Origin of the sequence: Paraburkholderia gardini, assembly GCF_907164545.1 — a bacterium.
In the GTDB taxonomy this organism is placed as follows: Bacteria; Pseudomonadota; Gammaproteobacteria; order Burkholderiales; family Burkholderiaceae; genus Paraburkholderia; species Paraburkholderia gardini.
The window spans coordinates 168,901-191,968 of the sequence record NZ_CAJQZB010000001.1 but is presented as its reverse complement, the minus strand read 5'-3'; the positions used below and the strand labels follow the sequence as shown (position 1 = coordinate 191,968).

Genomic DNA, 23,068 nt, shown 5'->3' with positions numbered 1-23,068 from the left:
GCTGGCCGCCCGACGTAAAACAAAAACGCCCATGACGGATGTCATGGGCGTTTTTGTTTCTGCGCGTCCTGCCAACCTCCAGCGACACGCACGAAGCTCAAAGGCTCAGCCAGTCGAAACCATCATCCTGCGAGGCGACGATCACGTCCATCGTCGCGGTGTCGAGCACCGCAGCCATCGCGGCCCGGGCCAGTTCCGGCGAATTGTTCTGCTGGCTCAAATGTGCGGCAACAAGATGCCGTAACTTCGTCCGGTCGAGGGAAGCCAGGATTTCGGCCGCGGCATCGTTGTTCAGGTGCCCATGATCGCCACCGATGCGCGCTTTCAGCGACTGCGGATAGCGGCTCGCCGCCAGCATCCGCGCATCATGATTGCATTCCAGCACGAGTGCGTCGCAGCCGCTCAGCACGGCGCTGATGTGCGGCGTCGAAGTGCCGACGTCGGTCAACACGCCAAGCCGGCTTGCGCCATCGGAGAAAACGAACTGCAACGGTTCGCGCGCGTCGTGGGGCACCGTATACGGCAACGCACTGAGATCGCCGATTGCAACGGCTTCGTCGCCCCACAACACGTGCAGGTCGACGTCGGCTTCGTCGGCGCCGACCGCGCGGGCCGTGCCCCAGCTCATGTACAACGGAATCGATCCCTTACGGGCCAGCGTCAGCGCACTGCCAATGTGATCGCCATGTTCGTGTGTGATCAGGATCGCATCGAGGCTGTCGATGCCGAAGCCGCGGCATGCGAGGCGCCGTTCGACTTCTTTCGCTGAAAAGCCGCAGTCGAGCAGCACACGCGTGGTCGTCGTTCCGCATTGGGCTTCGACGAGCAGCGCGTTACCCTCGCTGCCGCTTCCCAGACTGGCGAACCGCACGGTTCCGCCTAGTTCAGCTGTGCATGCAGCAGCGACACGATGTGCTGCGCGTCCGACGACGTATCCACCTGGCCGTTTGAGTTGAGCACTGCGACCTGCGTCAGCGCATCTCCCTTCGAGCGCACGTTCACGAGGAATTCCTGAGCGGGCTTCTTCGTGCTGCTGCCGCTATAGAACAGTTTGCCGAAGAGACCTTCCTTCTTCAGTTCCTGCATCGAATCGGCGTAGCGGACGTAATAAATGCCCTTCTCGCGGTCGCGGTTGTCGACGGTGAAATTCGTGCGATCGAGCGCGAGACCCACCCGCAGCCATGCGCGATCGAACGATTCCGGCAGATCGAGCGTTACGCTGCCAGCGATCTCGTCGACCTTCACCGGCGCCGTCGACGAACGTGCGTCCGTCAGCAGTTGTTTCGCCTGTGCATCGGTCAGACCGAACTTCTCCATCAGCTTCGCGAGGAACAGCGCTTCGAGCGCCGGGTTACGCGGACGCTCTTCCCAGCGCGACGACGTCTTGTCCTGGCCCGTCAGCATTTCTTCCATCTGGCTGTGCGTGATCGAGATGTCCGTCGTGTCGGCACCGCCGCGAGAAACCAGCGTGCGGAAACGGTCGCGCGTGCCCGACGAGTACGCGAAATCGACCACCTTGCCGATCGTGCGACGGAACCAGTCGTCCGGAATGTTCGCGCGGTTCTCAGCCCAGTCGGTCGACATGATGCCGGTGGCGGGTGCGTCGGTGGTCAGCGAGAAGCCGTTTTCCTGCCAGAACTCCTGCAGTTGCGGCCAGAGCTGGTCGGGCGAGCGGCCATCGACCACGAGCCAGCGGCGGTCGCCATCGCGCTCGATGTGCATGCCGAGCGGATCCTGTGCATTCGGTACGCCTTCCGTCCGGTTGCCTGCTGGCGTTACCGCGCGTTCCGGCGCGCCGCCCAGCGCAGCATCGACCGGCGGCGCCACGTAGCGCTGGTCGACCTGGGCGGTCGACAGATCGCTCGGCACGGCGAGCGGCGGCGCGCTGCCTGCGACCTTGTAGTTCACCTTGTCGGACGAAAACCAGTCGTTCAGCGTGTCGCAGCCGGCGAGCGTAACAAGGGCAAGCGCCAGCGCCGCCATGCGGGTTGCGTGGAGGGAAAGTGCGGAACGTTTCATGAAGTCCTTCGTGATGCTGGAACGCGTTGCCTGGTTCAGTGCCGGGAACGTGGGCGATTTCGACGTCGGTTAATGGAATGGCCGGTGACGCTGGATGGGTATCAGCCCAGCAGACCTGACTCGCGCAGCGCGGCACGCACGATATCGTGGTAGCGCGCGTCGAGCGGCGTCAACGGCAGACGGATGCCGCCCTGAACGCGGCCGAGTTGCTGCAGCGCCCACTTCGCTGGAATCGGATTCGATTCGATGAAGAGGTTCTTGTGCAGCGAAAGCAGTTTCAGATGGATTTCACGCGCGGTTTTCGCGTCGGCGGCGAGCGCGGCGCGGCAGAGTTCAGCCATCAGACGCGGTGCCACGTTGGCCGTCACGGAAATGTTGCCGTGGCCGCCAAGCAGCATCAATCCGATCGCAGTCGGATCGTCGCCGCTGTAAATGCCGAAATGCGCCGGCGCTGCCTTGATCAGATGCGCCGCGCGATCGATGCTGCCGGTCGCTTCCTTCACGCCCACGATGCCCGGCACCTGGGCGAGGCGCAGGATCGTCTCGTTCGACATGTCCGCCACCGTGCGACCCGGCACGTTGTACAGGATCACCGGCAGATCGACGGTTTCCGCGATTTTCGAGAAGTGGCGATAGATCCCTTCCTGCGTCGGCTTGTTGTAATACGGCACGACCTGCAGCGTGGCATCGGCCCCGACTTTCTTCGCCTGCTCGGTCAGTTCGATCGCTTCGGTGGTCGAATTGCCGCCCGAGCCTGCAATCACGGGAATGCGTCCGGCAACGTGCTCGACCGCGGTCTTGACCATCAGCACGTGCTCTTCGACCGACAGCGTGGCCGACTCGCCGCTCGTACCGACGACGACGAGACCGTTCGTGCCCTCTTCGATATGCCAGTCGATCAGTTTGCGAAACGCGGGCAGATCGAGGCTGCCGTCTTCGAGCATCGGGGTGATGATTGCGGGAATGCTGCCGCGAATCTGAATGCCGTCTTGATTGCCGTTAGTCATGAAATGCCATGAATTAGATCAGTAAACCGCGATTGTAGCGGATTAGCCAGCCAGATCGTAACGCGGCGGGGGTGGAGCCTCTCCCCCGTCGACGGACCGATCCGCCTCCTGAATCGCGCAGATCCGCTGGACGTAAGCGGGACGCGGCTGCGCGAGAAAACCATCCTGATAAGCGATCACCCGCAGACGGCCGCGAACGGCATCGAGCAACTCGCCCGGTGCCAGCAGAAACGCCGACCGCGAAGGCTTGCCGACCGTCTCGTTGCCCTGCGCGAACGTCTCGTAAATCAGCACCCCTGCCGGCGCGAGCGCATCCAGAAGCCGCGGAAAGAGCGGCCGGTGCAGGTAGTTCGTGACGACGACCGCGGCGAACCTCGATCCCGCAGGAAGCGGCCACGGGCCGTCTTCGATGTCGGCGGCGAGCGTGCTCACCTGTGGCACGTCGTGCAGCGTCGCGAGCGCGTCCGCGTCGCGGTCGAGTGCGGTGACCGGATGGCCCCGCGCGGCAAACCAGCGCGCGTGCCGCCCGGCGCCCGACGCGACGTCGAGCACCGCGCCGCCGGGCGTCACGAGATGCGTCCAGCGACGCACCCAGCGTGACGGTTCGGCCAGCGTGGCATGCCGGGAAAGCACCGGGGAGCCGTGGTCGTCCATATACAAATCGCTATCGACTATCAGTTGTACGACAGGCCCATGGCCTCGCGCACATCGCGCATGGTCTCGGTCGCGAAACGGCGCGCCTTGTCGCAGCCATCGGCGACGATTGCACGCAACAGCGACGGATCGTCCATGTACTTCTGCGCGCGCTCGAGCATCGGCTGCTGTTCACGCAGGATGCCTTCGATCACCGGCTGCTTGCATTCGAGACAGCCGATGCCAGCCGAACGGCAGCCCTTCTGCACCCATGCGTGCGTCGTTTCGTCGGTGTAGACCTGATGCAGCTGCCATACCGGGCACTTGTCCGGGTCGCCCGGATCGGTGCGGCGCACGCGCGCGGGGTCGGTCGGCATGGTACGGACTTTCTTCGTGATCGTCTCGGCGTCTTCACGCAGACCGATCGTGTTGCCGTACGACTTCGACATTTTCTGTCCATCGAGACCCGGCATGCGCGACGCTTCGGTCAGCATGGCCTGCGGTTCGGTGAGAATGATCTTGCGCGACCCTTCGAGGTAACCGAAAAGACGCTCGCGATCGTTCATCGACAGGCTCTGCGATTCCTGCAGCATCGCACGCGCCTGTTCGAGCGCTTCGTCGTCGCCTTCCTGCTGATACGCGACGCGCAGCTGGTGATACAGCTTCGCGCGCTTGCCGCCGAGTTTCTTCGCGGCTTCGTTGGCCTTTTCCTCGAAGCCCGGCTCGCGACCGTACAGATAGTTGAAGCGGCGCGCGATTTCGCGCGTCATTTCGACGTGCGGCACCTGGTCTTCGCCGACCGGCACGAGCGAGCCGCGATACAGCAGGATGTCGGCCGCCATCAGAACCGGATACCCGAGAAAGCCGTAGGTGGACAGATCCTTGTCCTTCAGCTTCTCCATCTGCTCCTTGTAGGTCGGCACGCGTTCGAGCCAGCCAAGCGGCGTGCTCATGCCGAGCAGCAGCGCGAGTTCGGCGTGCTCGGGCACCTTGCTCTGGATGAAGAGCGTGGCCTGCGCCGGATCGATGCCTGACGCGAGCCAGTCGATCAGCACTTCCCAGACGTTCTTTTCAATGACCTCGGGCGTTTCGTAGTGCGTGGTCAACGCGTGCCAGTCGACGACGCAGAAGAAGCACGGGTATTCGGACTGCAGCCGCACCCAGTTTTTCAGTACGCCGTGATAGTGGCCGAGGTGCAGCGACCCGGTGGGCCGCATGCCGGAGAAGATACGGTCTGGGAACATGGTTATATTAGAGAAGCGAAACGAGTGGAGTCAGGATAGCCGTCACAGCGTCGTAACCGAGATTGACGAGCGGTCGCAGCCAGAATGTCGTCAGGGTACCCGTCATCACGAGCGCCATCACAATGAAAAAACCATACGGCTCGATACGCGAGAGCGCAATCGACTGACGCGCCGGCAGCAGCGCGGTCAGCACGCGACCGCCGTCGAGCGGCGGCAGCGGGAACAGGTTCAGCACGCCGAGCACGAGATTGATGCCGACGCCCGCGCCCGCCATGCGCGTGAAAAACGGTTCCTGGATGTTCATGGCGGCGAGCGACACGCCGATCACGCCCCATATCAGCGCCTGCACGAAGTTGCACATCGGCCCGGCGAGCGCCACCCACAGGCTGCCCCAGCGCGGATTACGCAGATTGCCGAACGCGACCGGCACGGGTTTCGCGTAGCCGAACACGAACGCACCGCTCGTCACGAAGTACAGCAACAGCGGAATCGCGATGGTGCCGAGCGGATCGATGTGGCGCATCGGATTGAAGGAAACACGGCCGAGCACGTACGCCGTGTTGTCGCCGAGCAGGCGCGCAACGTAGCCATGTGCGGCCTCGTGCAGCGTGATGGCGAAAATCACCGGCAACGCGTACACGACAATGGTCTGTATCAGGGAGGAATCCATAGCTCGCTATTGTATCAATGCAGGGAGCCGCGACCGGCGGCTTTCGTTACCGGTCAGGCGGGCTGTTCCAGGCCGAACGGCTGAAGGCTGCCGCGGCCTGGACGAACGAGTACGGGCTCAGCGCCGGTCAGATCGATCACCGTCGACGGCTCGCACACACACGCGCCGCCGTCGATCACCAGCTCGATCTGCTTTTCGAGGCGCGCGCGAATCTCCTCGGGATCGTTCAGCGGCTGGGTTTCGCCCGGCATGATCAGCGTCGAACCGAGCAACGGCTGGCCGAGTTCTTCGAGAATCGCGAGCGTGATGGCGTGATCGGGCACACGCAGACCGATCGTCTTGCGCGACGGATGCGACAGACGGCGCGGCACCTCTTTGGTCGCCTGCAGCACGAAAACATACGGGCCCGGCGTCACCGACCTGATCAGCCGGTATTGCCGGTTATCGACCATCGCGAAGTTGGCGAGCTCCGACAGGTCGCGCACCAGCAGCGACAAAAGCTGCTTCTCGTCGAGACCGCGGATGCGGCGGATGCGCTCGACGGCATCCTTGTCGTCGAGACGGCACGCGAGTGCGTAGCTCGAATCGGTCGGCAACGCGACGACGCCGCCGTCGTTGATGATCTGCACGGCCTGCTTGACGAGGCGCAGCTGCGGATTGTCGGGATGAAGCCGAAAGAATTGAGACATGGTGAATGATCAGGATGACTGGATGTCGCGCTTTCAGCCCGCGACAGGCTGCGCGCACCGCGCGACGCCACAACAGCACGTCACAGCCAGCGTTCCCAGACGGGGGTGAGATCGGAAGGAAGCGGCGGCAGACTGCCGAGATCGACGCGGCCTTCGCCGGCCGCATGAAAATCCGAACCGCGCGACGCCTCGAAACCAAAACGGCGCGCGACGTCGGCGTATTCGCGATACTGGTCCGGCGTATGACTGCCGGTGACGACTTCGATCGCCTTGCCGCCAAGATCGATGAATTCGCCAAAGAACGCGTCGAATTCGACCGGCGTGTACGCGTACCGCCCCGGATGGGCAATCACAGCCTCGCCGCCGGCGGTCTTGATCCACTGCACGGCATCGGACAATTTCGACCAGCGATGCGACACGTAACCTGGCTTGCCGTCGCCCAGATAGCGCGTGAACACGTCCTGCGTGGATTCCGCGTAGCCGCTTTCCACCATGTATCGCGCGAAGTGGGTGCGCGAGATCATGTCCGGATTCGAGACGTAACGAAGCGCGCCCGCGTACGCGTCCGGGATGCCGAGCGTGGCAAGCTGTTCCCCGATGGCTTCGGCACGCGCCGCGCGGCCGTTACGCGTGCGCGCGAGGCCTTCCACGAGCGCCGTGTTTTGCGGATCGACGTTCAAACCGACGATATGGACTGTCCGCGACGCCCAGGTGACCGATATTTCGACGCCGCCCAGATAACGCATGCCAAGCGCCGTCGCGGCCGCACGCGCTTCCGCCTGACCGCCTACTTCATCGTGGTCGGTCAGCGCCCACAGCGTCACGCCGCCCGCGTGCGCGCGGCGCGCGACCTCGGCCGGCGCGAACTGGCCGTCGGAAACCGTGGAATGGCAGTGCAGATCGGCGTTCATCGTTGCCCTGTAAAGATTCAGCAACCATTTTACTGCAATGCGGTAGTTCGCCGCACCAATCCTCCGGCGGCCGACGTTATGCGCAAAAATTTATGCGCAAAATCCCTCGATCAGCGCGGCGACCTGCTCCGGCTGATCGTGATGCACCATGTGACCGGCATCGTCGATGATCTTCTCGCGCCAGTCCGGAAACGCCCGGAAACGCGCCTTGAACTCGCCGAGCGGGGTTTCGCCGGCAATCGCCGCGAGCGTCGGCGAGCCCGCCGCTTCGACGTGCAGCACCTTCGCCCGCACGTTGCGCCAGACGGCCATCACTTCGTCGAGGCGATACTGCAGCGGGCCGCGCATCTTGTGCGCCGGGTCGGCGAGCAGCGTGAAACGGCCGTCCTCCCCCTGTTTCGACCAGTGTCGTGCGAGAAAACTCGCCCGCTGCGGATCGAGACGCGCGTTCGTGCGGATCAGCCGCGCAGCGACCTCATCGAGCGAAGCGTAGCTTTTCAGCGTGGGCGGCTCTTTCAGCTCATCGAGCCACGTTTTCAGCCGGCGCGGCCATTGCTCCGCGCGCGACGCGCCAAGCCCGAAGCCTTCGAGATCCACCACGCGGCGCACACGCTCCGGCCGGGCGCCGGCATACAGACAGACGACGTTCGCGCCCATGCTGTGCCCGATCAGATTGACCTCGCCGGATGGCGCGTAATGGTCCAGCAGCGCGTCGAGATCCGACACGTATTCCTGAAACCAGTAGTTTCCGCCGCCGTGCGACGCCACTGGCCAGTCCGACAGGCCGAAGCCGCGCGCATCCGGCGCGATCACCTGCCACTCGCCGCCCAGCGCGTCGACGACGAACTGGAACGACGCGGCAACGTCCATCCAGCCATGCAGCATGAAAAGCGCGGGCGCGTCCGGGTTGCCCCAACGTCGCACATGCAGGCGCACGCCGCGCACCGGGACGAATTCGGACCGGGAGGTATTCATGGACGACTTCCAGAAAAGAATGATCGTTCGATTATAACGAGATAGTGAGTGGGCGCGGCAATCTGGCAGTACATGGAGGCGACGACAAAAGCGGGCTTCAGGACGATGGCAGCAGGTCAATTTGACGCTTTTCATCACCGTGGACAGATAAAGCCGACGCCCAATCGTGCAGTCAATCGCACTTCAGCCTGCCAATGCACGGAAACAGGCGGTTATCTCGTCGAAGTCGATGCAGTCGATGTGACATCCGGCTCACGAGTGCCTTCTGGTTTCGTCTGATCCGCCACAGGCGCCGCCTGGCCGGCGTCCAGTCCGGCCAGCGCCGCGAGTTCGGCTTCGTCAAAACCGGCGTCGCGCCGCGCTTCGAAGTTGAACGGCCCGCGCAACCGGGGCGCGTGATATTGCGTGGCGAGACGCGCGTATGTTGCGTGCGGATCAAGCGCCTCCCGATCGCACAGATACCGGAACCAGCGGTTGCCGATCAGGACATGGCCGATTTCATCGCGCAGGATCACGTCGAGAATGGCGGCCGATTCATGGTCGCCCGCCTGCTGGAGGCGCGCGCGAATCGGCGGCGACGCGTCCAGCCCGCGTGCCTCCAGCGTGCGCGGCACCAGCGCCATACGGGCAAGCACGTCACCGCGGGTTCGCTCGCACATGTCCCACAGGCCGTCGTGCGCGGGAAAGTCGCCGTAGACGTGACCAGAATCTGCCAGCCGCGCCGTCAGCAACGAGAAATGATGCGCTTCTTCCGACGCCACTTTCAACCAGTCGAGATAAAACGCGGCCGGCATCGCGGCAAAGCGCCAGACCGCATCGAGCGCGAGGTTGATCGCATTGAACTCGATATGCGCGAGCGCATGCAGCAACACCGCACGCCCTTGCGGCGACTGCATGCTGCGCCGCCCGAGTCCGCGCGGGTCCACCAGTTCGGGCCGCTCCGGGCGGCCGGGCAAACCAGCCGGTTCATCGAGCGACCGCTCGGGCCTGCATGGCAGAAGACCTTCGCAGGCGCGTGCATGGAGATCACGCGTCGCCACGGCCTTCGTTACCGCATCGCGCTCGCGCAGTACGCCGAGCGCTTCGCTGCGCATGCAGGCGTCCAGTGGCAGCGACGGTGTTGACGACAAAGAAGAAACGGCTGGATTCATGGGCAACGAACGCTACATAAAACGCGGAAAAATACACGGGTGCATGGCAACGCACGGCAAAACGTCTGACGGGAACCGGACGCGGCGAGGCGCGTCCTGTGCGCAACCGTTTACAATACGCGATTCGACCATGAAGCGCGCCCGCCGCGCTGCCGTCGCGCTCCGCGTCTGGGCGTGACGCCCGACGCAGAGGAAACACTGTGGCAATCTACAAACTTGGCGATGCGGCACCGACCATCCACGAAAGCGTGTTCGTCGCCGATACGGCGACCATCATCGGCAAGGTCGCCATCGACGAAAACGCAAGCGTCTGGTTCGGCGCCACGATCCGCGGCGACAACGACCGGATTGAGATCGGCGCAGGCAGCAACATTCAGGAAAACGCGGTGCTCCACACCGATCCGGGTTTTCCGATGACGATCGAAAACAACGTCACGATCGGCCACCAGGTGATGCTGCACGGCTGCACGATCAAGGAAGGCGCGTTGATCGGCATTCAGGCGGTGGTCTTGAATGGCGCGGTCATCGGCCGCAACTGTCTGGTTGGCGCCGGCGCCGTCGTGACCGAGGGCAAGGTATTTCCCGATAATTCGCTGATTCTGGGCGCGCCGGCGAAAGTCGTACGCGAACTGACGGAAGCGGACATCGCGAACCTGCGACGCGCCGCGCAAAGCTACGTGGAACGCAGGGATTATTTCAAGGCGCAGCTCGTACGCGTCGGCTGACAGCCGGAGCGCGCGGCGCGCAGGCGCATTGTCAGAACGAGCGCCATTCGACCGAGGAAGAGTTGTGAACGACCAGTTGCAAAAATTCATGTTCAGCGCGGCACCGGTACGCGGCGAGATCGTTTCGCTGCGAAACACGTGGCGGGAAGTGTTGACGCGTCGCGATTACCCGGCGCCGGTGCGCAACGTGCTCGGCGAAATGATGGCGGCGTGCGCGCTGCTGTCGGCGAACCTGAAATTCGACGGCACGCTCGTCATGCAGATTTTCGGCGACGGCCCGGTCAAGATGCTGGTTGTGCAATGCAGCTCGGATCTGTCGATGCGCGCCACGGCCAAGTTTTCCGGCGACGTCGCAAGCACGATCAGCGACGACACATCGCTCACTGAACTGCTGAACGCCAACGGCAACGGCCGCTGCGTGATCACGCTCGACCCGCGCGAAAAGCAGCCTGGCCAGCAGCCGTACCAGAGCATCGTGCCGCTCAACGGCGTGGACGGCCCGTTGAACTCGATGGCCGAAGTGCTCGAACATTACATGCACCACTCCGAACAGCTCGATACGCGCCTGTGGCTCGCGGCGGATTCGGAGCGTGCCGTCGGCATGCTGTTGCAGAAACTGCCGGGCGACGGCGGCATCGTGCCGCATCCAGGCGAACTCGATGCGGATACGTGGGAGCGTGTCTGCACGCTCGGCGGCACGCTGTCGAACGACGAACTACTGAAGGAAGAGCCGGAAACGGTGTTTCGCCGCCTTTTCTGGCAGGAAAACGTCCAGCACTTCGCACCGACGCCGGCGCGCTTCGAATGCAGCTGCTCGCGCGGCAAGGTCGGCGCGATGCTGAAAATGCTCGGTCGCGAGGAAGTCGACAGCGTGCTCGAAGAACGCGGACACGTCGAAATTCACTGCGAATTCTGCAACCAGCGGTACGAGTTCGACCCGGTCGACGTGGCGCAACTTTTCCTCGTGAGCGGGCTCTCAGAAGGAGTGACGCCTGCGGCAGGTCAGCGCCATTGAACGCTACGTCGCGGGTTGTTTGAGCTGGCGCCCTTTGTCGTTTGCCCTTCGCCCGTTGCGCTCGATACCGGCGGCGTGCGCTGAATGTCCGGCATTGCGTCGAACAGGTATCGAACATTGGCGACTCCCCTCCCACGCGAGCGGGTCGGAGCGTCTCGCTGGTGGAAACTGACATGAAAACCTCATTGCATCATTCCATACCGGTTCTTCTGGCGCTGTCCGTCGTGGCAGGCAGTGCTGCGTTGACGGGCTGCGTCATGGACCCGCCCGGCCCTTCGCCGATATACAGCCGTCTGCCGGCCGACCAGTCCGGCATCGCGGCGAAAGCGCAACCATTGACGCCTGAAGAGCGCGCACGTTACGACGCAATCGACCGGCAGGTGCTCGCGGAGCAAAACCAGGCGATGGCCGCGGAAGCCGCCGCTCAGGCGTGGTCGCGGTATTACACGCCACCGGTCAGTGTTTATGGCAGCTATTACGGCGGTGGCTGGGGATCGGGCTGGGGCACAGGTGCCGGTGTTGGTTTCGGCACGGGCTGGGGCTGGTGATGTTTGCCTGACTGTGACTGATGCACTTTTGCACGCGGATCACGGCTCACGAGTAAAAAAGCCGCCCATCGGGCGGCTTGGGCGGCTTTCTCCAGGTTCAATGCCCTGGCAACATTTTTGCCGATCCATCTTCAATGGTGTTGCCTGTGGCAAGGATGTCCAGGCGCACCTAACCCGCACCCTTGCGCTTTTGATCCTGCTTTGAATCCTTCTTCGTGCCATGCTTTTTTTCCGGCTTCGCGCGCGGCTCCGGATTCGGCACCACGTGCAACGGCGCGGCGGACACCTCACCGCGCGTCGACGTCGTGACCGACGACGGGTTCGACGTCGGCAACGGTGCGTTCGGTGAGACGAACTGAACGAACACTTCGCCGTCCTTCACCATACCCATTTCGTAACGTGCGCGCTCCTCGACAGCTGCCGTGCCGGTCTGCAAATCGTGCACTTCGCCATCGATGCGCTCGTTGCGCAACTTCGCGTCGGCGTTCTTCTTTTGCTGGAGCGCAAGCTGCTCCTGCAGGTCGTGCACGCGTAACCAGCCACCATGCCCCCACCAGAGCGGGTACTGGATCAGCGCCAGCAGGACGATCAAAACGACAGTGACAAGCCGCATGAAGAGAGCACAAATAATACGCGCCGCCCTGCGCTATACGCAGGGCGGCGGGTCGATCCAGAAACGAAGTATGACCGGTTCAAAGGTCGAATTCGCGCTCAATGCAGAATCGGCGCGCGGTTAGCGCAGATTGTAGAACGCCGACTTGCCAGGATAGCTGGCGATATCGCCGAGATCTTCTTCGATACGCAGCAGCTGGTTGTACTTCGAGATGCGATCCGAGCGCGACAGCGAACCCGTCTTGATCTGGCCGGCGTTCAGGCCGACCGCGATATCGGCGATCGTCGAGTCTTCGGTTTCACCCGAACGGTGCGAAATCACCGCCGTGTAACCAGCGCGCTTCGCCATTTCGATCGCGGCGAACGTTTCCGTCAGCGTGCCGATCTGGTTGATCTTGATCAGGATCGAGTTCGCGATGCCCTTCTCGATACCTTCCTTCAGGATGCGCGTGTTCGTCACGAACAGATCGTCGCCGACCAGCTGGATTTTCTTGCCGAGTTTTTCCGTCAGCGTCTTCCAGCCGTCCCAGTCGCTTTCGTGCATGCCGTCTTCGATCGAGACGATCGGGAACTTGTCGGCGAGCGTCGCGAGGTAATCGGCGAATTCCGTCGACGACAGTTGCAGGCCTTCGCCGGCCAGCTGGTACTTGCCGTCGTGATAGAACTCGCTCGCTGCGCAGTCGAGCGCGAGAAGCACGTCTTCGCCCGCGCGATAACCCGCCTTTTCAATGGCCTGCAGGATCGTCGACAGGCATTCGTCGTTGCTGCCGAAGTTCGGCGCGAAGCCGCCTTCGTCGCCCACGGCCGTGCTCATGCCGCGATCGCTCAGGATCTTCTTGAGCGCATGGAATACTTCGGCGCCGCAACGCAGGGCTTCGCGAAACGTCGGCTGGCTCACCGGCACGATCATGAATTCCTGGATGTCCAGGCTGTTGTTGGCGTGCGCGCCGCCGTTGACGATGTTCATCATCGGCACCGGCAGTTGCATCGCGCCCGAGCCGCCGAAGTAGCGGTAAAGCGGCAGGCCGGCTTCTTCAGCTGCAGCCTTCGCGACGGCCATCGAAACGGCCAGCATCGCGTTCGCACCGAGGCGCGATTTGTTATCCGTACCGTCGAGTTCGAGCAGCGTCTTGTCGAGGAACGCCTGTTCCGACGCGTCAAGACCCATGATCGCCTCGGAGATTTCGGTGTTGATGTGCTCGACTGCCTTGAGCACGCCCTTGCCGCCGTAACGGCCGGTTTCGCCGTCGCGCAGCTCGATGGCCTCGCGCGAACCCGTCGATGCACCCGACGGCACAGCCGCACGGCCCATCGTGCCCGATTCGAGCAACACGTCGCATTCGACGGTGGGGTTGCCTCGCGAATCGAGAATCTCGCGACCGATGATATCTACGATAGCACTCATGGTTTCCTCAAGAAATGACGTTGGATTCTTACGGTGAAACTGCATCCGTTGCACAGTAGCGCCGCTTGCGCCCGGATGCTTTCGACGACCATCACGCGGAGTGTCCGCAACGCGCCGGCTGACACGCTGCGAACGCCGGCATCAGTTGAAATCGCTTTCGAGGAACGGCGCACGCTTGACGGCCTGATCGAGCGTGAGCAACGTCTCGAGCAGATCGGCCATGCGATGCAGCGGTACGGCGTTCGGACCGTCCGACTTCGCTTCTGCCGGATTCGGATGCGTTTCCATGAAGAGACCGGCCACGCCCGTCGCCACGGCGGCACGCGCGAGCACCGGCACGAATTCGCGTTGACCGCCCGAGCTCGTGCCCTGCCCGCCCGGCAACTGCACCGAGTGCGTGGCGTCGAACACGACCGGCGCACCGGTTTCGCGCATGATCGCGAGCGAACGCATGTCGGACACGAGGTTGTTATAGCCAAACGATACGCCGCGTTCGCAGGCCATGAAGCGGTCTTCCGACAGGCCCGCTTCGCGTGCGGCTTCACGTGCCTTGTCGATCACGTTTTTCATGTCGTGCGGCGCGAGAAACTGGCCTTTCTTGATGTTGACCGGCTTGCCCGAGCGCGCGCACGCGTGGATGAAATCGGTCTGACGGCACAGGAACGCCGGCGTCTGCAGCACGTCCACGACCGATGCGACCTGCTCGATCTCGTGTTCGCTGTGGACGTCGGTCAGTACCGGCAGGCCGAGCTGCTTCTTCACTTCCGACAGGATGCGCAGGCCTTCGTCCATGCCCAGACCGCGAAACGACTTGCCGCTGCTGCGATTGGCCTTGTCGTACGATGATTTGTAGATGAACGGAATCTTCAGCTTCGCGCAGATTTCCTTCAGGCGGCCGGCGGTGTCGATCGTCATCTGTTCGGATTCGACGACACAAGTGCCCGCGATCAGGAAAAACGGCTTGTCGAGGCCGATTTCGAAGTCGCCCAGTTTCATGCTTTCTCCTCGACGCCCGCCAGATGATGCACGAGCGCGGCTTCGACAAACGACTTGAAGAGCGGATGACCGTCACGCGGCGTGGACGTGAATTCCGGATGGAACTGGACGCCGACGAACCACGGATGCATGTCGCGCGGCAGTTCCATCATTTCCGGCAGATCCTCGCTCGGGGTACGAGCGCTGATGACAAGACCACCGGCTTCGAGCTGGGGCACGAAGCGGTTATTGACTTCATAACGGTGACGGTGACGTTCGTTCACGTCCTTGCCGTAGATCTCCGCTGCCATCGTGCCCGGCTTGATCGGGCAACGTTGCGAACCGAGACGCATCGTGCCTCCGAGATCCGACTCTTCGTCGCGCTTCTCGACCTTGCCGTCGCGGTCGTACCACTCGGTGATCAGCGCGACCACGCGGTTCTCCGTCGTCTGGTCGAATTCGGTGCTGTTCGCACCCTTCAGACCGACCACGTCGCGGGCGAATTCGATCACGGCCAGCTGCATGCCGAGGCAGATGCCGAGGTACGGCACTTTCGCTTCGCGTGCGTAGCGGATCGCCTTGATCTTGCCTTCCGTACCACGGCGGCCGAAGCCGCCCGGCACCAGCACCGCGTCGAGATGCTTGAGGCTCTCGACACCGTCGGCCTCGACTTCTTCCGAATCGATGTACTCGATGTTGACTTTGGTCGACGTGTGGATCGACGCATGGCGCAGCGCTTCGATCAGCGACTTGTACGATTCCGTCAGATCGACGTACTTGCCGACCATGCCGATCGTGACTTCGTGCTTCGGATGTTCGAGCTTTTCGACGAGATCCGACCACATCGACAGATCGGCCGGCTTCGGCGTGAGCTTCAGCTCGTCGCAAACGATCTCGTCCATGCCCTGATCGTGCAGCATCTGCGGAATCTTGTAGATGCTGTCGGCGTCCCACACGGAGATCACCGCGTCTTCCGGCACGTTCGAGAACATCGAAATCTTCGCGCGTTCGTCGTCCGGGATGGGGCGGTCGGCACGGCACAGCAGCACGTGCGGCGAGATGCCGATTTCGCGCAGCTTCTGCACGCTGTGCTGCGTGGGCTTGGTTTTCAGCTCACCCGCCGTGGCCACCCAGGGCACCAGCGTCAGATGCACGAAGCACGCGCTGTTGCGGCCGAGGCGCAGGCTCATCTGGCGCGCGGCTTCGAGGAACGGCAGCGATTCGATGTCACCCACGGTGCCGCCCACTTCGACGATCGCGACGTCCGGCTCGCCGCACGTCGCGGAAGCCGCGCCGCGTTCGACGAACGCCTGGATTTCATTCGTGATGTGCGGAATGACCTGCACGGTCTTGCCGAGATAGTCGCCGCGGCGTTCCTTGCGGATCACCGATTCGTAGATCTGGCCGGTCGTGAAGTTATTGGCCTTGCGCATCTTCGTGCTGATGAAGCGCTCATAGTGGCCGAGGTCGAGGTCCGTCTCCGCTCCGTCTTCCGTCACGAACACTTCGCCGTGCTGAAACGGGCTCATCGTGCCGGGGTCGACGTTGATGTAGGGATCGAGCTTGAGGAGGGTGACTTTGAGACCGCGCGATTCGAGGATCGCGGCGAGGGAAGCGGCGGCAATACCCTTGCCGAGGGAAGAAACTACGCCGCCGGTGACGAAAACATATTTGGTCATCGCTGGATGCTCGCGGGAAAAACGGATTATACCGTAAAGCAGGGCCTCAACCCAGCAATATGCGCCGACGCAGCACCGATCCCGTACCGTTTTCCGTTGCGCCCCGTCATCGCCCACCCCGCTCTCACAGGTTGGGATGCAGGGCGCCCGAACGCCGCCGTCAGCGTGACGCGACGCTCACACGCTGCGCGCCAGTTCGCGCAGCATCCGCTGCAGTGCGCGGGCGGTTTCGAGCGGCTTTTCCATCGGGTAAAGATGGCTGCCCTCGATCCATTCGAGATGCTCGCCGGTCGCCCGGCGGGTGGCATCGAGACCGACCTGGCGGATCTCCCTCGAACGTGTACCCGCGATGAAACCGGCCGGCACCGGCGCGCCGCGCGCGAGCCGCGCGCCGAGCGTATGCGGCAAGGTCCGGTAGATCAGATATTCGGTGCGACGATCGAACGCGAGCGTGCGGCCGCCATCGACGGCAGTCTGCGGAATGCAGAAGTCGACGTAATCGGAGAGCATGCGCTCGTCCCAGCGCGCGAACGCGGGCTTCGAATAAAAGTGCCGCCACGCTTCGTCGCGGCTGGCCCAGTGCGTGCGGCGCGTGCGCGTCGCGGCGGCGGGCGAGAGTTTCTCGTCGAGCCCCGTCCATTGCGACACGCGCAGCATGCTGCTGCGCCACCCCGCGATCACCGGCGAATCGAGCATCACGACGCCTTTCACCCATTGCGGCTTTTTCAGCGCGGCCATCATCGACAGATAACCGCCGAGCGAATGGCCGACCAGCCACACCGGCCGCTCATAGCACCGGCCGATGTCGGCGAGCAGTTCCTCGACGAGATGCGGCCAGTCCTGCGTCACCGGAAAGCGCGCGTCATGGCCGATGCGCTCGATAAAGCGCAGTTCGTAGTCGTCCGCGAGTTCGGCGAAGATCGTACGGTACGTCGATGCGGGAAACCCGTTTGCGTGCGAGAAGTGGATGATGTCTTTCAAGCGCCGTCGTCTCCTGTTTTTGCTTTTGCCGGAAAGCGCCGCGGTTTGCCGCCGTCGCTGCCCCGTGTTGATAGTGCCGCCCGTGCCGCGCGTTTGCAGCGTTCCGGGAAAGAGCCGCCGGTCATCGATCCATCCAGTACCGCCGGTGCGTCTCGCGATACCGTTCGAGCGACAGCGCCGGCCCCGCGGTTTCGATGCGCACCGCGCCGTCGGTATCGCTGCGCGTCAGCTCGATGTGGCGCGCCAGATACCGCGAAAAGACGCCCGGATGCGGGTGGTGAAAACGGTTGCGATAGCCTACCTGAAATATCGCGACAAGCGGGTCGACAGAATCGAGGAACGGCTCGGTCGACGACGTCTTGCTGCCATGATGCGGCACGACCAGCACCTCGGCGCGCAGCGCTTCGGGATCGCGTTGAAGCAGGGCGCGCTCGACGGGCGCCTCGATATCGGCGGCAAGTAAAGCGGTGAACGACGGATGCGGCTCGCGCACCTGCCCGGCGAAATCGTTGCCGCCGACATCCGCGCCAGCGCCCGTCGCGCTCACGCGCAGGACGCAGCAATGCGCATTCGGCTTGCCCTGCAACGGCCCCGCATCCGGCCAGAGCACGGCGAAATCGACGCCGTCCCAGCGCCAGTGCTGGCCCGCCGCGCAGGGCACGACGTCGGCGTGGGTCTCGCGGGCGGCCGTCCACAGCGCATTGGCCGGCGCCAGCGCGGCCAGCATCTGGCGCACCTCGATGCCGGCCAGTACCGCTGGCGCTCCGCCGGAGTGGTCCGAATCTGCGTGACTGATCATCAGCGTATCGAGCGCGTTCACGCCGTTCGCATACAGGTACGGCACGACGATCCGCTCGCCCGCGTGCGTCGACTCCGGCCCGGGCCCGGCGTCGAAGAGCAATGTGTGATGCGCGGTTTCGATCAGGACCGACGAACCCTGCCCGATATCGAGCGCGGTGAGCCGGAACGTGCCGGAAGGAGGACCCGATGGCGGCGGCAACAGCAACGGCAGCCATGTCAACGGCGCGGCCCAGCGCAACGGCCAGCCGCGCGGCGCGAGACACCATGCGACGCCGACCGCCGCCGCGGCCAGTGCCCACGCGCCCGGCTGCGGGAGCCGCAGCAGCGCCCAGGGGAGACCGGCCATCGTCTGCATCCCGCCGACGAGCACATCGAGCAATGCATGCGCGCCGCGAAACGCCCACGCATCGAACGGTTCCGGCAACGCGACGCCCGCGAGCACGGCCGGCGTCACGAACAGGCTGACCCATGGAATGGCAAACGCATTGGCCACGGGCCCGACGAGCGGAATCTGAGCGAACCAGTAAACCGTGAGCGGCGCGAGCGCGATCGTGACGGCGAACTGCACGTGCGCGCCGCTCAGAAGTCGTTCCCTGAGACTCGACAATCGTCGCAGGCAACCGCTACGAGACCGCGCAAAACGCGTTGCATCCGGCTCAGGATCGCGCCGTTCGTGGTCGTGCATGCGCAGCCGTCCGGACGTCGCGAACAGGATCGCCGCGACCGCGCAGAACGAGAGCCAGAAACCGGCGGACACCACAGCCCACGGATCGAGCAGCAGCACGAGCCCGAGCGCCCAGGCCAGCACGAGCGAAGGGGCGAGGCTGCGCCCGCTGATCGTGCCCAGCGCGACCACCGCCAGCATCCAGAGCGCCCGTTGCGCCGGCACGTTGAATCCCGCCAGCGCTGCGTGGCACGCCGCGAACAGCGCGCCCGCGGCAAGCGAGACTTTCTGCGCCGGCATCCATAGCGGCCAGTCGCGCCCGATGAAGCACGAGCGTCGCCACAGTCCGCCAGCGAACCATGCCGCCAGTCCCGCGACGAAGCCGATATGCAGTCCCGATATCGCAACCAGGTGACTCGTGCCGGTGTTGCGCATCAGAAGCCAGTCGGCGGCACTGACGGCATCCTGCGCACCGATCGCGAGTGCGATAACGATGCCGCGATGCGGCGCCTCCGCTAGCACCGCGTCGATTCGCGCGCGCACCGCGGCGCGCCAGCGGTCGATCGCCACGCCCGCGCCGCCGGCCGAGCCTGTCAGTCGCTCAGCGGTCATCGGGGCGGCGACATAACCCGTCGCGCGGACGTCCCGCGCCAGCCGCGACGCTTCGGCATCCCGAACGCCGAAGTTCGCGTTGCCGTGCGCACGCTTCAGACGCACCGTCAACCGCCAGCGCGTGCCTGCTTCAAGCGCGGGCAGCGGCGTGCGTTCCGCGATCCATGACAGTTCGATCGTATGTGGGAAGTGCGCGATATTCGCGTCGTTCGATTCGACGGCGAGGAGAAAACGTGCGCCATGCGCATCCGTGACCGGCAGTCCCTTGATGTATCCCTGCACGACGATATTGCGGCCCTCCCACTTGACGGGAAGCGCACGGGCGAGCCGCATCTCGGCGCGCCACGCTGCATAGCCGAACCCGGTGCATGCAGCCAGCAGCCACACTCCGCACCACACGATCACCGGTTGCAAACGTAGCGATCCGCCATGCGAAAGCATGCGCACGATGCACGCAGCCGCACTGCCCGCCAGCAGCACAAGCAGCAACCACGCGCGCCAGTCCGGCAATACCGCCTGTTGCTGCAGCCACACCACACCTAACGCGAATCCACACCACACTGCCCGCATGCGCCCTCCCCGACTGACGCCGGACGCATGCGGCAGACGCACTCGCGCCGGGCGCATGATCCGCCCGGCGGGAACCATCGGCGTTAATTATGCAGAGGAAAGCGCGAGCCGCGGCAGCGCGGCGTGAGCGTTAGCCGTTGTGCCAAGTGCGAGCTCAGCTTCGCTGATGCCGCGCTGTTCGGCCAGGCTTCTTCCGATACGCGGAATCTGGTCCGGCGTGTTGCGTTCCCTGTACAGCCAGGAGGGAGATATATCGGGCGCATCGGTTTCGACAACGATCGCATCGAGCGGCAGTTGCTGCGCGAGCCGACGGATCTGCAACGCACGTTCGAACGTCACGTTGCCGCCAAAGCCCAGATGCATGCCGTGATCGATAAACGCCTGCGCCTGCTGGAAGCTGCCATTGAACGCATGCGCGATGCCGCGATGCACCGCATGCCGCCGCAGCCCCTTCAGCACCTGGTCCTGCGATTTGCGCACGTGGCAAATCACCGGCAGGTCGAATTCGCGTGCGAGCTTCAGCTGACCGTTATAGAAAAACTGCTGGCGCGCGTCGTCGAGGCCCGGCACGAAATAATCCAGACCGATTTCACCGAGGCCGACGAACAGCGGATCGTCGAGACTCGCTTCGATTTCCATCCGCAGCGCGTCGAGATCGGATTCCCGCGCACCCGGCGTGAAGAGCGGATGGATGCCAAGCGCGTACGCGCCACCTTCGACGCGATGTGCGAGTTCACGCACCCTCGCGAAGTTCTCGCGTGCGACGCCCGGAATCACGATGCGCGACACGCCCGCCCGATGCGCCGCCGAAGCGACCGCGTCGCGGTCCGCGTCGAACTCCGACGCGTCGAGATGGCAGTGCGTGTCGATCCACATGCGCGTGCCCCGATGTTTGACTCAATGATCCAGCGGTTCAGTGGCGCCGCGGCAATTGCCCCGGCGTCAGACTGGAACCGACGGCTCTTCGTACAGCACGCCGTCGCGCAGACGCATCGTCCGGTCGCAGCGGGCAGCAAGATCGGGATCGTGCGTGACGATCACGAAACTCGTATCCATCGTCTGCGACAGTTCGAGCATCAGGTTGAACACGGTATCCGCGGTGCCGCCGTCGAGATTGCCGGTCGGCTCGTCGGCCAGCACGCACGCCGGTTTCGTGACGAGCGCACGCGCGATCGCGACACGCTGGCGCTCGCCGCCCGACAGCTCTCCCGGCCGATGCTTCGCCCGATGCGCCATGCCGACGCGCTCCAGCACCGCAAACGCTTCGTGCCGCGCGGCTTCGGTCGTCATCCGACGGATGCGCAGCGGCATCGCGACGTTATCGAGCGCGGAAAACTCCGGCAGCAGATGGTGAAACTGATAGACGAAACCCAGCGCGCGATTGCGCAGATCGTTGCGTTCGCGCTCGGACAGCTTCGTGAACGGCTTGCCCATCACGGAGACCTGACCGGCCGTCGGATCGTCGAGGCCGCCGAGCACGTGCAAGAGCGTGCTCTTGCCCGAACCGGACGCGCCGACGATCGCAAGCTTCTCGCCGCGGCGCACCGAAAGCTGCGTGTTGTTCAGCACCTGAACGTTGAGGCCGCCCTGCACGAAGGCCTTCGAAATGCCGGACGCTTCCAGCACGTAGGGATACGGCGCGCTTTCGCCGGACATATCGGACATTACCTGGGAGACGGGACGATCATTCATAACGCAGCGCCTCCGCCGGGCGGACCTTCGCGCCGCGCCAGCTCGGATAGAGCGTCGCCAGCGCCGACAGCCCGAACGCGATCAGGCCGATGCGGATCACATCGCCGGGCACCAGTTCGGACGGCAGCTCGCTGATGAAATACACCGACGGCGGCAGGAACTGCACGCCGAACGCATGCTCGATCATCGGCACGAGCCACGGAATGCTCCACGCGATCAGGCAGCCGAGCGCGACGCCCGTCGCCGTGCCGATGAAGCCGATCGTCACGCCCTGCACGACGAAGATTTTCATGATCGAGCCGGGCTGCGCGCCGAGCGTGCGCAGAATCGCGATGTCGGCCTGCTTGTTGGTCACCGTCATCACCAGCGACGACACCAGATTGAACGCCGCCACCGCGATGATCAGCGTGAGGATGATGAACATCATGCGTTTTTCGATCTGCACGGCGGAGAACCAGGTCTTGTTCTGCTGCGTCCAGTCGCGGATATACAGGTCGCCGGAGAGCGTGCGCGCGAGTTCATGCGCCACCTGTGGCGCGCGCTGCATGTCTTTCAGACGCAGGCGCACGCCCGTCGGCGCGGGCAGCCGGAACAGCACCTGCGCATCGCGGATGTTGATGAGCGCGAGCGTGCTGTCGTATTCGTAGTGCCCTGACTCGAACACGCCGACGACCGTGAACTGCTTCAGCCGCGGCAGCATGCCGGCCGGCGTGATGGTGCCTTCGGGCGCGACGAGCGTGATCTTGTCGCCGGCACGCACGCCGAGATTGGTCGCGAGATCCGCGCCCAGCACGATGCCGAAGTCGCCCGGCACCAGGTCGGTCAGCTTGCCGGAGCGCATTTCCTTGCCGATGTCCGACACTTCGGGCTCGAGCGTCGGCTCCACGCCGCGCAGCGCGACGCCGCTCACGGCGTCCTGGCGCGTCAGCAGCGCCTGCGCATCGACATAGGGCGCGGCGCCGATCACTTCCTTGTTGAGCCGCGCTTCTTTCGCGGTCAGTTGCCAGTCGGGCATCGAGCCGGTCGGCGAAAAGATTTCAACGTGCGCGAGCACCGACAGCATGCGGTCGCGCACTTCCTTCTGGAAGCCGTTCATGACCGACAGCACGACGATCAGCGCCGCGACGCCGAGCGCGATGCCCGACATCGATACGAGTGCGATGAACGAAATGAAGCCGTTACCGGTCGTGCGCTTGCCGGCGCGTGTGTAGCGCCAGCCAATCTGCCATTCGTAGGGGAATTTCAAGCGAATCCTTATCTGTGTTGCCTTGACTTCTTTTCAGCGTGTGCTGGCAAAACGGCTGTTTGCTGACAATACGGCCGCTGACGACGCTTCGATGCGGCCCATGTCGTGAACATTGGGTCCCGGCCGCCACCGTTTGGTTCCGCCATGTGTTCCGCGCCGGCTGTTTTTCGCCATGCTGGCCGGTCCGGGCGCCCATCGCCGCCACTCATTGGCCGCTCATTGGCCGCTCATTGGCCGCTCATTG

Annotated in this window: 22 protein-coding genes; 3 read left to right on the top strand and 19 right to left on the bottom strand. The window is 64.0% G+C overall.

Annotated elements, in window-relative coordinates; all coding sequences use genetic code 11:
- Positions 1-97: 97 nt before the first annotated feature.
- From LPA37_RS00825 to LPA37_RS00780, 10 genes are all read right to left on the bottom strand, one after another.
- Positions 98-871, bottom strand: coding sequence for an MBL fold metallo-hydrolase (locus tag LPA37_RS00825; protein ID WP_228977744.1), 774 nt, complete (start codon positions 869-871; stop codon positions 98-100).
- Positions 872-879: 8 nt separating this feature from the next.
- Complete coding sequence (bamC, locus tag LPA37_RS00820) at positions 880-2,019, bottom strand: outer membrane protein assembly factor BamC (RefSeq protein ID WP_228977746.1); 1,140 nt, start codon at positions 2,017-2,019, stop codon at positions 880-882.
- Between the two features lie 101 nt (positions 2,020-2,120).
- The gene (dapA, locus tag LPA37_RS00815; protein WP_228977749.1) at positions 2,121-3,026 is read right to left on the bottom strand and encodes a 4-hydroxy-tetrahydrodipicolinate synthase; all 906 of its coding nucleotides are present in this window, start codon (positions 3,024-3,026) and stop codon (positions 2,121-2,123) included.
- Positions 3,027-3,068: 42 nt separating this feature from the next.
- Positions 3,069-3,680, bottom strand: coding sequence for a class I SAM-dependent methyltransferase (locus LPA37_RS00810; protein ID WP_228977751.1), 612 nt, complete (start codon positions 3,678-3,680; stop codon positions 3,069-3,071).
- Between the two features lie 20 nt (positions 3,681-3,700).
- The gene (locus LPA37_RS00805) at positions 3,701-4,903 is read right to left on the bottom strand and encodes a tryptophan--tRNA ligase (protein WP_228977754.1); all 1,203 of its coding nucleotides are present in this window, start codon (positions 4,901-4,903) and stop codon (positions 3,701-3,703) included.
- Between the two features lie 7 nt (positions 4,904-4,910).
- A complete protein-coding gene (locus LPA37_RS00800; RefSeq protein ID WP_228977755.1) occupies positions 4,911-5,573 on the bottom strand; it encodes a site-2 protease family protein in 663 nt (220 codons plus the stop codon).
- A 53-nt stretch (positions 5,574-5,626) separates the two neighbouring features.
- Positions 5,627-6,262, bottom strand: coding sequence for an L-threonylcarbamoyladenylate synthase (locus tag LPA37_RS00795; RefSeq protein ID WP_228977758.1), 636 nt, complete (start codon positions 6,260-6,262; stop codon positions 5,627-5,629).
- An 80-nt stretch (positions 6,263-6,342) separates the two neighbouring features.
- On the bottom strand, positions 6,343-7,173 hold the full coding sequence (locus LPA37_RS00790) for a 3',5'-nucleoside bisphosphate phosphatase (RefSeq protein WP_229011039.1): 831 nt from the start codon (positions 7,171-7,173) through the stop codon (positions 6,343-6,345).
- A gap of 90 nt (positions 7,174-7,263) precedes the next feature.
- Entirely contained in the window at positions 7,264-8,148 is an 885-nt protein-coding gene (locus tag LPA37_RS00785) for an alpha/beta fold hydrolase (RefSeq protein WP_228977762.1), read from the bottom strand.
- 212 nt (positions 8,149-8,360) lie between these two features.
- Positions 8,361-9,242, bottom strand: coding sequence for a ferritin-like domain-containing protein (locus LPA37_RS00780; RefSeq protein WP_407672463.1), 882 nt, complete (start codon positions 9,240-9,242; stop codon positions 8,361-8,363).
- Between the two features lie 257 nt (positions 9,243-9,499).
- Here LPA37_RS00780 and LPA37_RS00775 point away from each other — a divergent pair, with 257 nt between their 5' ends.
- From LPA37_RS00775 to LPA37_RS00765, 3 genes are all read left to right on the top strand, one after another.
- Positions 9,500-10,024, top strand: coding sequence for a gamma carbonic anhydrase family protein (locus LPA37_RS00775; protein WP_228977765.1), 525 nt, complete (start codon positions 9,500-9,502; stop codon positions 10,022-10,024).
- 64 nt (positions 10,025-10,088) lie between these two features.
- On the top strand, positions 10,089-11,039 hold the full coding sequence (gene hslO, locus LPA37_RS00770; RefSeq protein WP_228977772.1) for an Hsp33 family molecular chaperone HslO: 951 nt from the start codon (positions 10,089-10,091) through the stop codon (positions 11,037-11,039).
- 173 nt (positions 11,040-11,212) lie between these two features.
- Positions 11,213-11,587 carry a hypothetical protein gene (locus LPA37_RS00765; protein ID WP_228977776.1) on the top strand — a complete coding sequence of 125 codons (375 nt, stop codon included), beginning with the start codon at positions 11,213-11,215 and terminating at the stop codon, positions 11,585-11,587.
- Positions 11,588-11,756: 169 nt separating this feature from the next.
- Here LPA37_RS00765 and ftsB read toward each other — a convergent pair whose 3' ends face one another.
- The 9 genes from ftsB to LPA37_RS00720 form a co-directional block, all read right to left on the bottom strand.
- Positions 11,757-12,200 (bottom strand): cell division protein FtsB, encoded by a 444-nt coding sequence (gene ftsB, locus LPA37_RS00760; RefSeq protein WP_228977777.1) that lies wholly within the window; start codon positions 12,198-12,200, stop codon positions 11,757-11,759.
- Between the two features lie 120 nt (positions 12,201-12,320).
- Positions 12,321-13,604, bottom strand: a complete 1,284-nt coding sequence (eno, locus tag LPA37_RS00755; protein ID WP_228977779.1) for a phosphopyruvate hydratase — start codon at positions 13,602-13,604, stop codon at positions 12,321-12,323.
- 141 nt (positions 13,605-13,745) lie between these two features.
- Positions 13,746-14,600 (bottom strand): 3-deoxy-8-phosphooctulonate synthase, encoded by an 855-nt coding sequence (gene kdsA / locus LPA37_RS00750; protein WP_228977781.1) that lies wholly within the window; start codon positions 14,598-14,600, stop codon positions 13,746-13,748.
- Positions 14,597-16,258, bottom strand: a complete 1,662-nt coding sequence (locus tag LPA37_RS00745; RefSeq protein ID WP_228977785.1) for a CTP synthase — start codon at positions 16,256-16,258, stop codon at positions 14,597-14,599. The genes kdsA and LPA37_RS00745 overlap by 4 nt, the downstream gene beginning before the upstream one ends.
- Before the next feature lie 177 nt (positions 16,259-16,435).
- Positions 16,436-17,239 (bottom strand): alpha/beta fold hydrolase, encoded by an 804-nt coding sequence (locus LPA37_RS00740; RefSeq protein ID WP_229011036.1) that lies wholly within the window; start codon positions 17,237-17,239, stop codon positions 16,436-16,438.
- Positions 17,240-17,360: 121 nt separating this feature from the next.
- Positions 17,361-19,886, bottom strand: coding sequence for a DNA internalization-related competence protein ComEC/Rec2 (locus LPA37_RS00735; RefSeq protein WP_229011034.1), 2,526 nt, complete (start codon positions 19,884-19,886; stop codon positions 17,361-17,363).
- A gap of 87 nt (positions 19,887-19,973) precedes the next feature.
- Positions 19,974-20,762: a TatD family hydrolase gene (locus tag LPA37_RS00730; protein ID WP_229011032.1), complete on the bottom strand. Its 789-nt coding sequence runs from the start codon at positions 20,760-20,762 to the stop codon at positions 19,974-19,976.
- Between the two features lie 66 nt (positions 20,763-20,828).
- On the bottom strand, positions 20,829-21,578 hold the full coding sequence (lolD, locus tag LPA37_RS00725; RefSeq protein ID WP_228977794.1) for a lipoprotein-releasing ABC transporter ATP-binding protein LolD: 750 nt from the start codon (positions 21,576-21,578) through the stop codon (positions 20,829-20,831).
- Positions 21,571-22,824: a lipoprotein-releasing ABC transporter permease subunit gene (locus tag LPA37_RS00720; protein ID WP_228977797.1), complete on the bottom strand. Its 1,254-nt coding sequence runs from the start codon at positions 22,822-22,824 to the stop codon at positions 21,571-21,573. The genes lolD and LPA37_RS00720 overlap by 8 nt, the downstream gene beginning before the upstream one ends.
- Between the last annotated feature and the right edge of the window lie 244 nt (positions 22,825-23,068).

Coding starts and splice junctions, on each gene's coding strand:
- bamC (WP_228977746.1), bottom strand. CDS start 2,019: ATGAAACGTTCCGCACTTTCCCTCCACGCAACCCGCATGGCGGCGCTG.
- dapA (WP_228977749.1), bottom strand. CDS start 3,026: ATGACTAACGGCAATCAAGACGGCATTCAGATTCGCGGCAGCATTCCC.
- LPA37_RS00810 (WP_228977751.1), bottom strand. CDS start 3,680: ATGGACGACCACGGCTCCCCGGTGCTTTCCCGGCATGCCACGCTGGCC.
- LPA37_RS00805 (WP_228977754.1), bottom strand. CDS start 4,903: ATGTTCCCAGACCGTATCTTCTCCGGCATGCGGCCCACCGGGTCGCTG.
- LPA37_RS00800 (WP_228977755.1), bottom strand. CDS start 5,573: ATGGATTCCTCCCTGATACAGACCATTGTCGTGTACGCGTTGCCGGTG.
- LPA37_RS00795 (WP_228977758.1), bottom strand. CDS start 6,262: ATGTCTCAATTCTTTCGGCTTCATCCCGACAATCCGCAGCTGCGCCTC.
- LPA37_RS00790 (WP_229011039.1), bottom strand. CDS start 7,173: ATGAACGCCGATCTGCACTGCCATTCCACGGTTTCCGACGGCCAGTTC.
- LPA37_RS00785 (WP_228977762.1), bottom strand. CDS start 8,148: ATGAATACCTCCCGGTCCGAATTCGTCCCGGTGCGCGGCGTGCGCCTG.
- LPA37_RS00780 (WP_407672463.1), bottom strand. CDS start 9,242: ATGCGCAGCGAAGCGCTCGGCGTACTGCGCGAGCGCGATGCGGTAACG.
- LPA37_RS00765 (WP_228977776.1), top strand. CDS start 11,213: ATGAAAACCTCATTGCATCATTCCATACCGGTTCTTCTGGCGCTGTCC.
- ftsB (WP_228977777.1), bottom strand. CDS start 12,200: ATGCGGCTTGTCACTGTCGTTTTGATCGTCCTGCTGGCGCTGATCCAG.
- eno (WP_228977779.1), bottom strand. CDS start 13,604: ATGAGTGCTATCGTAGATATCATCGGTCGCGAGATTCTCGATTCGCGA.
- kdsA (WP_228977781.1), bottom strand. CDS start 14,600: ATGAAACTGGGCGACTTCGAAATCGGCCTCGACAAGCCGTTTTTCCTG.
- LPA37_RS00745 (WP_228977785.1), bottom strand. CDS start 16,258: ATGACCAAATATGTTTTCGTCACCGGCGGCGTAGTTTCTTCCCTCGGC.
- LPA37_RS00735 (WP_229011034.1), bottom strand. CDS start 19,886: ATGCGGGCAGTGTGGTGTGGATTCGCGTTAGGTGTGGTGTGGCTGCAG.
- LPA37_RS00730 (WP_229011032.1), bottom strand. CDS start 20,762: ATGTGGATCGACACGCACTGCCATCTCGACGCGTCGGAGTTCGACGCG.
- lolD (WP_228977794.1), bottom strand. CDS start 21,578: ATGAATGATCGTCCCGTCTCCCAGGTAATGTCCGATATGTCCGGCGAA.